The sequence below is a fragment of the Priestia sp. 3CA3 genome, from assembly GCF_056836725.1.
Genome location: NZ_JBXENJ010000001.1, coordinates 868,322 through 881,296, shown reverse-complemented (window position 1 = coordinate 881,296; position 12,975 = coordinate 868,322). Strand labels below are relative to the sequence as shown.

General features: G+C 38.4%; 14 protein-coding genes. 2 read left to right on the top strand and 12 right to left on the bottom strand.

Annotation, left to right across the window (positions count from 1 at the left end; translation table 11 throughout):
* Positions 1–82 precede the first annotated feature (82 nt).
* The 8 genes from yidC to AC1VNJ_RS04450 all read right to left on the bottom strand — a co-directional run bounded on the left by yidC (position 83) and on the right by AC1VNJ_RS04450 (position 6,819).
* The gene (gene yidC, locus AC1VNJ_RS04485) at positions 83–901 is read right to left on the bottom strand and encodes a membrane protein insertase YidC (protein WP_014458568.1); all 819 of its coding nucleotides are present in this window, start codon (positions 899–901) and stop codon (positions 83–85) included.
* A 505-nt stretch (positions 902–1,406) separates the two neighbouring features.
* Positions 1,407–2,786 carry a sucrose-specific PTS transporter subunit IIBC gene (locus AC1VNJ_RS04480; RefSeq protein WP_028415103.1) on the bottom strand — a complete coding sequence of 460 codons (1,380 nt, stop codon included), beginning with the start codon at positions 2,784–2,786 and terminating at the stop codon, positions 1,407–1,409.
* 178 nt (positions 2,787–2,964) lie between these two features.
* Positions 2,965–3,792 carry a PRD domain-containing protein gene (locus AC1VNJ_RS04475; protein WP_033579862.1) on the bottom strand — a complete coding sequence of 276 codons (828 nt, stop codon included), beginning with the start codon at positions 3,790–3,792 and terminating at the stop codon, positions 2,965–2,967.
* Positions 3,793–3,829: 37 nt separating this feature from the next.
* Positions 3,830–4,327 carry a PTS sugar transporter subunit IIA gene (locus tag AC1VNJ_RS04470; protein WP_028415105.1) on the bottom strand — a complete coding sequence of 166 codons (498 nt, stop codon included), beginning with the start codon at positions 4,325–4,327 and terminating at the stop codon, positions 3,830–3,832.
* Between the two features lie 234 nt (positions 4,328–4,561).
* Positions 4,562–4,759, bottom strand: coding sequence for a hypothetical protein (locus tag AC1VNJ_RS04465; RefSeq protein ID WP_372452798.1), 198 nt, complete (start codon positions 4,757–4,759; stop codon positions 4,562–4,564).
* Between the two features lie 133 nt (positions 4,760–4,892).
* A complete protein-coding gene (locus AC1VNJ_RS04460; RefSeq protein WP_028415106.1) occupies positions 4,893–5,519 on the bottom strand; it encodes an FMN-dependent NADH-azoreductase in 627 nt (208 codons plus the stop codon).
* A gap of 140 nt (positions 5,520–5,659) precedes the next feature.
* Positions 5,660–6,115: a transporter gene (locus AC1VNJ_RS04455; protein ID WP_482640351.1), complete on the bottom strand. Its 456-nt coding sequence runs from the start codon at positions 6,113–6,115 to the stop codon at positions 5,660–5,662.
* Positions 6,116–6,273: 158 nt separating this feature from the next.
* On the bottom strand, positions 6,274–6,819 hold the full coding sequence (locus AC1VNJ_RS04450; RefSeq protein ID WP_028415108.1) for a hypothetical protein: 546 nt from the start codon (positions 6,817–6,819) through the stop codon (positions 6,274–6,276).
* 665 nt (positions 6,820–7,484) lie between these two features.
* Between AC1VNJ_RS04450 and AC1VNJ_RS04445 the strand changes: the two genes are divergently transcribed.
* Positions 7,485–8,651, top strand: coding sequence for an FtsW/RodA/SpoVE family cell cycle protein (locus AC1VNJ_RS04445; protein WP_014458560.1), 1,167 nt, complete (start codon positions 7,485–7,487; stop codon positions 8,649–8,651).
* 243 nt (positions 8,652–8,894) lie between these two features.
* On the opposite strand, the gene AC1VNJ_RS04440 is transcribed toward AC1VNJ_RS04445, so the two are convergent.
* Positions 8,895–10,343, bottom strand: coding sequence for a SulP family inorganic anion transporter (locus tag AC1VNJ_RS04440; RefSeq protein ID WP_482640350.1), 1,449 nt, complete (start codon positions 10,341–10,343; stop codon positions 8,895–8,897).
* Positions 10,344–10,557: 214 nt separating this feature from the next.
* Entirely contained in the window at positions 10,558–11,262 is a 705-nt protein-coding gene (gene deoD / locus AC1VNJ_RS04435) for a purine-nucleoside phosphorylase (protein WP_482640349.1), read from the bottom strand.
* Positions 11,263–11,456: 194 nt separating this feature from the next.
* Here deoD and AC1VNJ_RS04430 point away from each other — a divergent pair, with 194 nt between their 5' ends.
* Complete coding sequence (locus AC1VNJ_RS04430; RefSeq protein WP_013058712.1) at positions 11,457–11,609, top strand: hypothetical protein; 153 nt, start codon at positions 11,457–11,459, stop codon at positions 11,607–11,609.
* 51 nt (positions 11,610–11,660) lie between these two features.
* Here AC1VNJ_RS04430 and AC1VNJ_RS04425 read toward each other — a convergent pair whose 3' ends face one another.
* Together AC1VNJ_RS04425 and AC1VNJ_RS04420 are read right to left on the bottom strand one after the other, a co-directional pair.
* Positions 11,661–11,984, bottom strand: coding sequence for a hypothetical protein (locus tag AC1VNJ_RS04425; protein ID WP_013058713.1), 324 nt, complete (start codon positions 11,982–11,984; stop codon positions 11,661–11,663).
* 246 nt (positions 11,985–12,230) lie between these two features.
* Positions 12,231–12,857: a phosphatase PAP2 family protein gene (locus AC1VNJ_RS04420; protein ID WP_028415110.1), complete on the bottom strand. Its 627-nt coding sequence runs from the start codon at positions 12,855–12,857 to the stop codon at positions 12,231–12,233.
* Positions 12,858–12,975: the final 118 nt, after the last annotated feature.

Genomic DNA, 12,975 nt, shown 5'->3' with positions numbered 1-12,975 from the left:
TATAGCGTTACACAAATCTCCTCATCTCATCACATTTTTGAAAAAATAAAAAAGCGCAGCGGATAGCTGCGCTTTTTGTATATTATGATTTTGACTTAGATTTTGGTGATGGCTTTGTTTTAGCTTGTGCTGCATTATTAGCCGCATCTTTTTCTTTTAATAAACTCATACGTTTTTTCAAGTAGTAACCTTGTCCAATTCCGAATAAGTTACCAATTACCCAATATAGTGCAAGAGCAGATGGAAGTGAAATTCCCGCTACTAAGATGAAGATTGGCATAATGTTCATCATCATTTTCATTGGAGGTTGAATTTCATCCGTCATACTTACACGAATTTGTAAGAATGTCGTAATCGCTGCAACTACCGGTAAAATGAAGTAAGGATCTGGCTTTCCTAAACTTACCCATAAGAATGAATGCTGCGCAATTTCATGCGTTCGTGCAATGGCATTATAAAATGCGATAATAATAGGCATTTGAATAAAGATTGGCAAACATCCGCCAACCGGATTAATTTTATGCGTTTGGTAAAGCTGCATCATTTCTTTTTGCTGCTTTTGCTGTGTTTCCGGATCTTTTTTACCAGCATATTTCTTTTGAATCTTTTCCATCTCTGGACGAAGTGCTTGCATAGCCATCGTGCTCTTTTGCTGTTTTAAAATAAGTGGCAATAGAACTAAACGAATGATAACCGTTGCAATAATAATAGACAGACCATAGCTTCCGCCTGCCCACTCAGCAATTTTCGTTAATGCCATAGATAAAGGGTAAACAAAATAATGATCCCAGAATCCGCCACTTGTAGCCGTAACCGGTGTTTTTGTACTGCTACAGCCGGCTAGAGCTAAAAGAAGCGCTCCCATTAAACCAAGCAATAATAATTTTTTATTTCTTTTCATATTCTTTCCTCCTAATAATGACTAAATGTATGAAGTGTTTTTCAGAAGGAAAGGATCTTCTTCATCATTATTCTTCTCTTTAACTGGTGTTTTTCTATACACATGTATAAATACATTTCGTCTTTTCCATATCGTTAATACTGAAGGATCGATCCCTGCATTCACATGGTCAGTGACAGGTTCCGCATGAAAAGCCGTAAACCTAGCTTCACGAAGCATATAATAACAAAGGATGTATAAAACGAAAGCAGATAAATACGGCGCATATAGAAAAAGATCGTGATAAAATTCCATGTGCCAGCTCTCTTTCTGACTATAATAGTACAATCCAATATATGTAGTGTAGCATTTACGTTCCTGTTACACAACATCAACTTATCTCTTTGACTGTTCTACGTATTACTTTTTAAAAAGTTTCATATTTACGACACAAAATTTGCTCATCATAAAATATGATGAGCAAATCTAATCCCATTCTCTATTCTCGTATGCTTAGCGCTGGTTCTCAGTCTTCTTTTAGTTTCATGAACCACGTAACGCCGAATGCTACACCCACAGAAATAATCATACCGATGATATAGTGAATTAAATTGCTCATACCAAGCGGTGCGGCGATTGCCATCATTGGAATACCTGTGAGTCCGTATGCATTGGCTACTACGTGCATAAGTACAACGTAGCCTCCCCCGGCTGCCCCGCCTATAGCCGCAGCAATAAATGGCTTGCGAAGCCGTAAGTTGACGCCAAAAATAATCGGTTCTGTAATTCCTAAGAAAGAAGAAATAGCCGCCGGAATCGCAATTTTCTTCGTTTTGGCATTTTTCGTCTTAAAGTAAACAGCCAGCCCTGCTCCTCCTTGCGCTACATTCGCGCAGGCCCAAATAGGAAGTAAGAAGTTAACACCAATCTTCGGGTTAGCAAGCAGCCCTGCTTCAATAGCATGAAAACTATGCTGCAAGCCTGTTAATACAATGGTTGAATATAAGCCACCAAACAAAATTCCTGCAAACACTCCGGCTACATCGTATAGAGACTGAAGGCTAATGGAAATTAAATCTCCAATATAACGGCCGAAAGGACCAATAAACACAAGTGACACAAAGCCCGTGATAATAACAGTTAAAAAAGGCGTAACAAGTAAATCAACCGAATTCGGCACAATTTTCCGCAGGCCCTTTTCAATTTTACTCATCACGTAAATAGCTAATAAAATTGGAACGACCGTACCTTGATAGCCAATCAGCGGAATACTTAAGCCAAACAAATCCATATATTCTGGCTTAGCATCTGCTAATGTCCATGGATTTAATAACATCGGATGCGTCAAAATCCCTCCGATAACCGCTCCAAGATAAGGGTTTGAACCAAATTCTTTTGCAGCTGAAAACCCGATTAAAATCGGTAAAATGATAAATGCTGCTCCTGAGAACATGTCCAATAAAACAAATAACGCACTATCTTCTGAGACCCAGTGGAACGCTTTCATCATACCGAGCAATCCCATTAATAAACCGCTTGCTACAATGGCTGGAATAATCGGAACAAAAATATTGGAAAGCATGCGAGCAAAACGGGCAAATGGGTTCATCTTCTTCTTCATTTCTTCTTGGTGATCTACTGGGGCAGCAGCCTCTTCAGCGCCTAATTCTTTAACAAAAGCAGCGTGGATTTTATTAACGAGACCGGTTCCAAAAATGATTTGAAACTGTCCTGAATTTGAAAAAGCCCCTTTTACATCCTCTATTTCATCCAAACCTTTTTGATCGATTTTGCTTTCATCTCGAATAACGAGGCGCAAACGCGTAGCACAGTGCTGGGCACTAGCAATATTTTCTTTTCCACCCAAAAGCGGAACAAGCTTTTTAGCAATTTCTTTTACGTCCATCTTACTTCCTCCTTGTTGTATGTCATAAAAAAAGCAAGACCTAAAACACGCTTATAAAAGACACACTTGTCCTTTATGCGCATTCTAGGTCTTGCCTGCTTTACCAGTCACAATCCCGATTATTCAATTAATACGCTTTCATTGTACTCAATACAACAATATTCGTCAATGCTTTTTTCTATATTCTTTGCTCTATTCGGCAAATGTGAAGCGTGATGTAGCCTAACTCCGCTTCTGGAAAATTAATATCGTACTCCTCTTTGACAAATTGCTTTATCGTTTCAGCACACTGATACGATTTTTTATATTTGACTTTTAATACGTCGAGCATCTCTTCATCCATCTCATGAAAAGGTTCATTTTGCGCTAAACGATTTAACGCAAAGCGCAAGTGAGTCAGCAGACGCTGATAGGACATGCTGTTTTCATCAATCTCCATATTCAGCTCTTTTTTTATAATCGTAACCATTTCATTAATAATCGTTGTATTCATCATGAGCTGCTGCATTCCCGGTGAATTCAGTTTCGCCGTATGAATATGAAGCGCAATATATCCCGCTTCATCAATCGGCATCGTGATGTCTAACCTCTTTTTGATATGCTGAAGAGCCCACACTCCTATTGCATACTCAGGCTGATAGAGTGATTTAATTTCATTAAGCAATTTATTTTGGATGGAAATTCCGCGGGCTATCCTTTCGACAGCAAAGGATAAATGATCGCTCAAAGCAATATGCACATGATGACTTAGCGTAGCAGAAAGCTGCTGCTCAGCATACGAAATGATTTCTTCCGCCACTTGAATATGCTCTTCAGGAAGATTTTTTAATAGTTCTTGAAACTTTTCCTGTTCTTCTTTCATGACAAAGACTTTCTCCACTTTTGTAGCATTAATAAGATCATTTTTACCTTTTTGAAAAGCGATGCCGGGACCCATCGCAATCTTTTCAACTCCGCCTTCCTTAAAGACAACGGCGTTGTTATTTAACACTTTTAATATCTTCAAATGCGCTCTCCTTTCTTAAAGGAAAAGGCCTTGCTTATTACTTCATCGTTACTTTTGCACAAGCAGTTTCGCCTTTTTGAACCGTCCCTTGAGCCAAAATTTCGAAACTTTCACTTGCATCACTATTTGTAATAACAATTGGTGTGATAATGCTTTTCGCTTTTTCTTGAATAAGCGCTAAATCAAATGTAATAAGAGGTGTTCCTACACTTACTTTGTCACCTTGTGTTACGTGAGCTTCGAATCCTTCGCCTTCCATTGCCACTGTTTCAAGGCCGATATGTATTAATACTTCTGTACCGGCTTCTGTTTTTAAGCCTACCGCATGTTTTGTATGAAAAAGCTGAACGACTTCCCCAGCAACGGGTGAAACAACTTGTCCTTCTGAAGGTTCGATTGCAAAACCGTCTCCCATCATCTTCTGTGCGAACACTGGATCTGGCACTTCGCTGATTGGCAGGATATTACCTGAAAGCGGAGCTAGAACGGTTGTTTCTTTTGATTTTGTCTTATTACCAAATAATTTTTTAAACATCTCAATCACCCTTTTTTAGATTGTACTTGTAGCATACCCCAATGATTCTGCAGAAAAACTTCCCCTATCCTGATGGTACGTTAACATGGTCATTATTTAACCATGCTTTTTTTATCTTGTAAATAAAAATGTATAAGCGCTTTTATAAGAAGCACGTTCCCTATGCTGCACTTTATGTAACCCTTTCTACATCTTCTGAAGGGTGGATATTGAATTTCAACCCTAAAAAAGAGGTTAAGACATAAACAAATGAATCCAATCTAAAGACGAATAACTCGTATACATGAGCCGAACCGCTTTTGACACCGCAGTTGATTTCCGTGCAAGACTTCGCTTTCCGCGGGCGGATGCTGAGCCTCCTCGTCGCATACGCTCCTGTGGGGTCTCACCTATTCCGCTTTTCCCGCAGGAGTCTTCGGCTTGCCCTCCCATCAACTGCTAGAAAGACTTACAAACATGAAACCTACGTTCACCGTAACAAAAAAAACGAACCACTAATCAAACATCTTGATCAGTGGTTCGTTTTTCACTTCGTCTAAAATCCTTTTGTCCCAGCCTCTTGAGATTAGAACGTTGACGCAACTTCTTTTGCTTTTTCAGATGCTTTTGCTAGAATATTGTCTGCTTCTGCTGGCGTGTAAGCCATGCCTTCTGCAACAACCAGTTGGAAATCTTGAACACCAATGAATCCCATTACTGTACGTAAATAGCTTTGAGTAAATTCTAGCTCTGCCGCAGGGCCTTCTGAATACACTCCTCCACGAGCTTCTAGTAATACTACCTTTTTATCTGAAGCTAATCCTACTGGACCATTTTCAGTATATTTAAACGTTTTTCCTGCAATTAAAATGTTATCAATATATGCTTTCATTAGTGGAGGGAAACTTAAGTTCCACATTGGAGCTGAGAAAATAACTTTGTCAGCTTGTAAAAACTGCTCTACTAATTCACCCATACGCGTTACTTTTTCTAATTCAACAGCTGATAATTCGTCACCAGCTCCAGCTTTTCCCCACGCCGCTAAAACATCTCCGTCGATGAATGGAACTGTTTCTTTATACAGATCAAGCGTTGTCACTGTATCAGTCGGGTTTGCTGTTTTATACTCATCCAAGAAAACCTGTGCTAAACGAGTTGAAAATGATGCTTCATCAACCTGTGGATTTACTTTTACATATAATACATTTGCCATAAATGTCATCTCCTAAAAAGTGTATATTATTATCAATTCGAGATATTACTAAACAAATTATCTTTAATTCGAGATTTATTATATAACGTCATTTTTTATGCGTCAACCTTTTCGCACAAAAAAACTCCGCAAGCGGAGTTTTATACACATTGAAATTCTCGAATTTGATTTACATCTACCCCAGCATACACCCAGAAAGATCCTGTCCAGCGATATCCTGCAACTGAGCGTCTGCCCACAAAGGTTGGGTAAAACCAGTAAGGTCGACCATTTCTCGGCCATATATAGGTGTATCGGTATAGGCATCCTGAAATAGCGCCTGGATCAACAGCATAAAGCGATGGACCTCCTGAACCTAGCTTTGGTGCAGGTGTAAAACCTGGCGGCGGACTTGAAGGTGGCTGCGCTCCTCCCTGCGGCGGAAACCCTTGGCCCCCTCCTCCAGGTGGTGACGGTGGAAAGCCTTGACCTCCTCCTCCAGGTGGCGGCGGCGGAAAGCCCTGACCTCCTCCAGGTGGAAACGACGGAAAGCCTTGGCCTCCTCCTCCAGGTGGAAACAAATTTTGAAAACGTGGATCGTATTGATATGGATACATACGCACTCCCCCTTTATAATGCTTGCTACGTTACAATATGCATCATAATGAAGATAGGTGAATGTCTACTTTTACCTTCTATAGACTAATGGAACGATGTCAAACTTGGTGAGCTTAAAGGAGGCTTACCCGAAGAAATAATAAATCCAACACGGAAACTACTTGCGTGTTGGATCTGCTTGCGGAAAATATTTTTCAATAAAATTATACAGCCAAAATACGGTAATCAAAATAGGCGCTATCAGAAAAGGATGTTGAACCCACATTTTCACCAGTACCTTTTCAAATGACGGAATCGATTTTAACACTTGAAATAACGAGCTTCCGCTAAAAATAACGCTCGTTCCTATCAATAAAAAAGACAGCGAGTTAAATTGATCTATCCACATACTCATAGAGATATAAAAACTAACACTCGTTCCTATGCCCCCCATTATTCCGCTTAAAATACTTTTTACCGAAAAAGGAATCCCTACAAACCATCCGGCTCCTAGTCCTGCACACCCTGCTAAAATGCTAGAAAAAAGCAGCGGCTGCTCAAGCCAGAGACATGCATTCACTCCAACCACTAAGGTAACATGTATTCCTACGTGAAGGGAAATTCTTTTGCCAACAGGCTCTGAAACATAATGATGGTAGCGCCCGCTATAAAAAATTGTCCACCATAATAATAAAAATGCTGTCAAACTTGCCCCTATAATCATAAACACACCTCTCTACGTTATGATTCTATTAATCTCTATCTATTATTTTCCTAATATCCTGTGTCTCTTATTCGGTAATCTACCCTATGCCTTCCATACGTTCATCAGTAAGAAAGTAGACTATGACTGTTTACTTGTAGGGAGCTAAGAAGTTGAATGTCTGCATGTAGAAAAAGATAGTGTAGAACACTTTCTCTTACCTTTACTATTATTCATATGTATAGCTTGCTAGATTTAGTCCTTGCAGTTTAGAATTTTTCAGTCGTTCATATGAAACTATTTGCCCCTTTCTTTCGTTATATATATACATGTTTCTTTATCTTTTCACGTGCAAAAAAAGATAAATTCCTATAATATGTTTTCATATTAACCTTTAAGGAGATAAAGAAGATGAATTGAATCAATCCTTATAAATAGAGTTTTTAGAAAAAAGAAATTGTTATCATTTCTCCTATTTATGTTATAGAATAATTCATGTATAATAAAAGGCTGTATGGTAACGCAGCTTGCGACATATCTTTTCTTACTTTTAGCAAGTCTATATTCAAAGTAAAAACTGCAAAGTGAGGTTAGTGCGACTCTTCATTAATCAACTTTGCACTAAAAACAGCATTTTTCTTTTATCATAAAGAAAGAATGAGATTTAATAGTGACAGGTGAATAATATGGGTGAAAATCAAAGAAATGTTAGTAGATTTGACTGGAATTTGGCTTTCCTAATCTTCCTATTGTTTTGCGTAAGCGTCGTGGCAATTCATAGTGCTGAAAAAATTGGGCAGTATGATAAGAACTTCGTAGCGCAACAAGTTGTTTTTTATATTATTGGAATGGTGATTATAGGATTTGTCATGCGTTTTGACTCCGATCAGCTTCAAAAGCTAACGTGGGTTTTTTATGGATTTGGGAACTTTTTATTGCTTCTTTTACTAGTGGCTCCTTCAAGTATTGCCAGAGAAATTAACGGGGCAAAAAGTTGGTTCACACTTCCCGGCTTCTCGTTGCAGCCATCAGAGTTTATGAAAGTGTTTTTGATTATCACACTGAGTACGGTCATTGTTAAACACAATGAAAAATATCGTATCCGAACAGTAAGAGAAGACTTTTTACTGCTTGGTAAACTAGGCGCTGTACTTGCTTTACCTTTATTGTTAATCATGCAGCAGCCTGATTTAGGTACCGCTCTTGTGTTCTTAGCAATCACAGTTGGACTTGTATTTGTTTCAGGCGTAAGCTGGAAAATCATCGCGCCTGCATTTTTAGGTATTACAGCGGTTGGTTCTGTTATTTTGGGACTTGTTGTTTATGCACCTAACTTATTAGAAAAGTATTTAGGGGTTAAGCAATACCAATTTGGACGTATTTATTCTTGGCTTGATCCTGAGTCGTATAGTTCGGGAGAGGGCTATCATTTAAAGAAATCGTTAGATGCGATTGGGTCAGGAATGGTAAACGGTAAAGGGATCGGAAATGGAGTTGTCTATTTGCCAGAAGGACAGACCGACTTTATTTTTGCGGTTATTGGAGAAGAGTTTGGCTTTATAGGCGCCAGCATTGTTATTAGTCTTTTCTTCGTACTCGTTTATTACTTGATCAAGCTAGGGCTTGAAACAAAAAATGAATTCAATTCTTACTTATGTGTAGGCGTTATTTCAATGCTTACGTTCCACGTATTTCAAAATATCGGTATGACCATTCAAGTCTTACCTATTACCGGAATTCCACTTCCTTTTATTTCATATGGAGGTAGTTCACTGATGGGGAACATGTTTGCAATGGGTCTGATGTTTGGAATCTCATGGCATCACAAACGCTATATGTTTGGAAATGATTAAAGAGAGACAATGGTCTCTCTTTTTTCTTTTATCTCCCTATTAAGCATGCTACAATAAAGAAAACGCTTTCAAAATCTGTTTTAAAAGGAGTAGATATGCATGCTTGATTACCAATATCGTCGCAAAGCCTATGCTATTTTGTTAAAACAGACATCCGCACCTTCATCTACAACTTCTTTTTCCACCTGGCTCATACAGCTACTAAAACGAAACAAGTAAAAAAGGTGTGCTACTGCACACCTTTTATTTGTTCGACAGCGACGTTAAGCCAATCTGCCTAACGATTTTTTTACTGTCTTCATTTAATCCTTTTACAATAACCTTTTTATTCAATCGCTCATACTTATCGATAATTTTTGAGATGCCGATCACGGCCGATTGATCCCATATATGAGAAGAACTAAAATCAATAATGATGGTATCTGGGTCTGTTTCATACTGAAATTCATCCATAAAGAAACTGATGGTAGCAAAAAATAATTGCCCTGAAACCCTGTATTGCTTCATATTGCCTTCTGTTTGTGAAGTTGTTTTGATTTTAGCCATCTTCCAGCCAAATACAATCGTACTTAAAACAATACCTACCATTACTCCTAATGCTAAGTTATGTGTAAACAATACGATAACCACCGTAACAACCATTACAATAGCATCCGATAGCGGATATTTCGTTAAGTCTTTAAGGGACTGCCAATCAAATGTACCGGCAGCTACCATAAACATAACGCCTACAAGAGCAGCCATTGGAATTTGTTTAACGACATCGCCAAGCACCATAATTAAGAACAATAAAAAGACTCCGGCGACTAAGGTAGATAACCTTCCACGTCCCCCTGATTTTACATTAATCATAGATTGTCCAATCATGGCACAGCCAGCCATCCCTCCAAAGAAACCTGTTACAATATTAGCAATGCCTTGACCGCGCGCTTCTTTATTTTTATTCGAAGGCGTATCTGTAATTTCGTCCAGCACCGTTGCCGTTAGCATAGATTCAAGTAGGCCTACAATCGCCAAAGGAAGCGAATAAGGTAAAATGATGACCAGTGTCTCCACTGATAAATCAACCTTTGGAAAGTGAAGAACCGGCAGCGAACGCGTAATATTCCCCATATCTGCTACCGTTTTTAAATCTAAATGAAAGACAATCGCTACAATCGTCATCAAGACAATAGCAACAAGCGGAGATGGTATTGCCTTGGTCATGAGCGGAAATAAGTAGACGATGAGCAGCGTTCCGGCTACCATGGCGTACATCATCCAATTTGCTCCTTCAAAATGCGGAAGCTGTGCGGTAAAAATCAAAATACCGAGCGCATTTACAAAGCCAATCATCACTGTTTGAGGAAGAAACGATAAAAACCTTCCTACTTTCAAAACACCAAGTAAAATTTGAATAATTCCGGTTAAAACAGTAGCTGCAAATAAATACTCAATGCCGTGATCTTTGACTAAGTTAATCATCAATAAAGACATTGCTCCTGTTGCAGCTGAAATCATAGCTGGTCTTCCACCTGTAAAAGCAATCACAATTGCCATGCAAAAAGATGCATACAGACCAACCATAGGATCGACACCGGCGATAATGGAAAAAGCAAGGGCTTCTGGAATAAGCGCAAGAGCAACTGTCATCCCTGACAAAATGTCTGCTCGAACATTTGAAAACCACTGCTGTTTAATACTTGCCATCATGATGGTTTATCACCTCTTATGAATTTTTTATACGATTTTCGACTTTCACGAAAATCGAGGCCGTTTTTAACGTATCAAATCGTACCATACAATTTCCTATTTGGAAACAATTAATTTTCACAAATAAAAAGACGAGAAGCTTGATTGCTTCTCGTCTTTTTATTTGTTACGCGGCAGCATTTCGCTTCCATTCAGCAAATAAATGAAATTATGTTCATTCATTAATTGCTGCTTCAAGCGCAACAACAATCATATCGTTGAACGTCATTTGACGTTCTTCTGACGTTGTTTCTTCACCAGTGAAGATGTGATCACTTACTGTTAAAACCGACAAAGCATTACGGCCGTATTTAGCGGCTAGCGTATACAGAGCCGTCGTTTCCATTTCAACTGCCAATACGCCGTGAGCTGCTAATTTTTCTAGCTGGCCGTCTTCATTGTAAAATTGATCAGATGTAAATACACTTCCTACTTTTAACTGAAGGCCTTTTTCAACACCTGCATCGTAAGCGCGCTTTAATAAATCAAAGTTAGCTGTCGGTGCATAGTCAATAGGACCAAATTTAACGCGGTTCATTTGTGAATCACTTGACGAAGACATGGCTAAAATAACGTCACGTACTTTTACATCTTTTTGGATTGCTCCGCATGTACCCACGCGAATTAGGTTTTGAACACCATATTCATTCATTAGTTCATTTACATAAATAGCAATCGATGGTACACCCATTCCCGTTCCTTGAACAGAAACGCGCTTTCCTTTATATGTTCCTGTAAATCCAAGCATACCGCGCACTTCGTTATAGCACGTTACGTCTTCTAAAAACGTTTCTGCAATGTATTTTGCACGAAGTGGATCACCTGGAAGTAAAATCGTTTCTGCAATATCACCTTGTTTTGCCCCAATATGTACGCTCATTTCGTACCTCCTATATGTAAAAAATCTTACGCTTTCACTATACCATATTGTATCCCTTGCATGTCTATTTACTTCTAACATTATGCATCAAAAATAAAAAGACATACTGCCCAAAAAATGGCGTAGTATGTCTTTTTATATAAGGGTACGCTAATAGCGCAAGGGATTTACTAACTTTAGCTGAGGTGATATGTATGGGGAAAAAACATCGCAACCGAATTAATTCGCCTAAAAAGAATAATCACATTCCAAAAGAAGCAATTATAGCAGAACATGAAGCCCATGGAGATGAATATTCAGCAACAAACCGAAAAAATGGCCCTGGTCATCATACTCGTGATTACTAAGAGTCAACATATAAATAAAAAGCGGCCAGATAGGTCGCTTTTACCTTATGTTTAACGTACATGCAGGCGATTCACTTTTTGCCATCCGTCTGTCCATAGCTTGTAGTAATATTTCCCTCGAGTACCTTCATCAATTAACAAAATATCGCCTGTGCTAATAAATCTCGCATCACAATCTTTTGGCAAATTATCAGCAATATTAAACATCTGAAATACTTGTGTTGCAGCGTCTTGATGATCGAATGCTGTAATCGTTAGACGATGGACAGGCTTATATCCGCGCTTTTCGCCTTTTTCTTCTGTTTGCATAATGGTTACATCATATTCTGTGCTAATATTAAATTGTTTTTTTATTGTGGTCCACACACTCAACATTCTTCCCTCCACCCAAAAGCAAGTATTTACTCTTTTACGTCATGTATTCTTATATAATTAGTGATAAAATCCGAAAACCCTTTATCGAATCAAAACGTTTTTTGTCGAAATTACTAGTTTCTCCTTATTAAACATGTACATAAAATATTTGTTTCCCATTTTATCATTAGTTGTTTTTGAATGGATGAATCAATAGACCTACTTAAACAAAATGAAATATTAACGAAAAAAATGTAACCATTGCTCCTATTTTTGGTTATATAGGCGCTTAGAAAGGAGGTAGACTCCTAATGACCAAGCAAGTCCTACACAATATCCTGCTAGTATATCCGTTAAAAAGTGTACGCCTAAATACAAACGGCTAAATCCAATTAATAAAATAATAATAGCAATTACGCATGCAGCTGCCGTTTTAATAGCCCTGCTTCTTGTATACATCCATATTAACAAAAGCACTCCGCTGTAAAACGCCATCGAGTTCATGGCATGTCCGCTCGGAAAACTATAGTGAGAGGCGGGAACGACTTGACTCCAATCAGGTCTTGGTCTTGCAAAAATCTCCTTCAATCCCCAATTTAAAGCGCGAACTCCCCAAAAAACAAGCGTGATATATAAAGCGAGCAATCCTTTTCGTTTATAAAGAAGAAATACTATAATGGCAAACCATATTGGCGCAGTGACATACCAAGATCCTACAGTTGTTATAAATATGATGATGGGTGTTAACGTATCCGTCCTCCATCCTTCAATGGTATGAAGTACATTAAAGTCAAGCTGTTTCACCCAAGGTGTATTAAACGTAAATAAAATGAGTAAAAAGAAAGCTAAAAGCGATACAATAAATAGAGAATATTTTGTAGTGCGATTTACCATTTTTTATTTCCTCCAACCTATTAAAAGAAAAAGCATGTAGCGTGCTACATGCTTTACTTATTCACACGTTTTGGCTGAATATAGTCTTCCGGCTTGGGAGCTTGATGAACGACAAATT

Excerpts from the sequence above, each read along its gene's own strand:
- AC1VNJ_RS04470 (WP_028415105.1), bottom strand. The coding sequence starts at position 4,327 with ATGTTTAAAAAATTATTTGGTAATAAGACAAAATCAAAAGAAACAACC.
- yidC (WP_014458568.1), bottom strand. The coding sequence starts at position 901 with ATGAAAAGAAATAAAAAATTATTATTGCTTGGTTTAATGGGAGCGCTT.
- AC1VNJ_RS04480 (WP_028415103.1), bottom strand. The coding sequence starts at position 2,786 with ATGGACGTAAAAGAAATTGCTAAAAAGCTTGTTCCGCTTTTGGGTGGA.
- AC1VNJ_RS04460 (WP_028415106.1), bottom strand. The coding sequence starts at position 5,519 with ATGGCAAATGTATTATATGTAAAAGTAAATCCACAGGTTGATGAAGCA.
- AC1VNJ_RS04430 (WP_013058712.1), top strand. The coding sequence starts at position 11,457 with ATGGGGAAAAAACATCGCAACCGAATTAATTCGCCTAAAAAGAATAAT.
- AC1VNJ_RS04465 (WP_372452798.1), bottom strand. The coding sequence starts at position 4,759 with ATGGGAGGGCAAGCCGAAGACTCCTGCGGGAAAAGCGGAATAGGTGAG.
- deoD (WP_482640349.1), bottom strand. The coding sequence starts at position 11,262 with ATGAGCGTACATATTGGGGCAAAACAAGGTGATATTGCAGAAACGATT.
- AC1VNJ_RS04455 (WP_482640351.1), bottom strand. The coding sequence starts at position 6,115 with ATGTATCCATATCAATACGATCCACGTTTTCAAAATTTGTTTCCACCT.
- AC1VNJ_RS04425 (WP_013058713.1), bottom strand. The coding sequence starts at position 11,984 with ATGTTGAGTGTGTGGACCACAATAAAAAAACAATTTAATATTAGCACA.
- AC1VNJ_RS04450 (WP_028415108.1), bottom strand. The coding sequence starts at position 6,819 with ATGATTATAGGGGCAAGTTTGACAGCATTTTTATTATTATGGTGGACA.
- AC1VNJ_RS04420 (WP_028415110.1), bottom strand. The coding sequence starts at position 12,857 with ATGGTAAATCGCACTACAAAATATTCTCTATTTATTGTATCGCTTTTA.
- AC1VNJ_RS04445 (WP_014458560.1), top strand. The coding sequence starts at position 7,485 with ATGGGTGAAAATCAAAGAAATGTTAGTAGATTTGACTGGAATTTGGCT.
- AC1VNJ_RS04440 (WP_482640350.1), bottom strand. The coding sequence starts at position 10,343 with ATGATGGCAAGTATTAAACAGCAGTGGTTTTCAAATGTTCGAGCAGAC.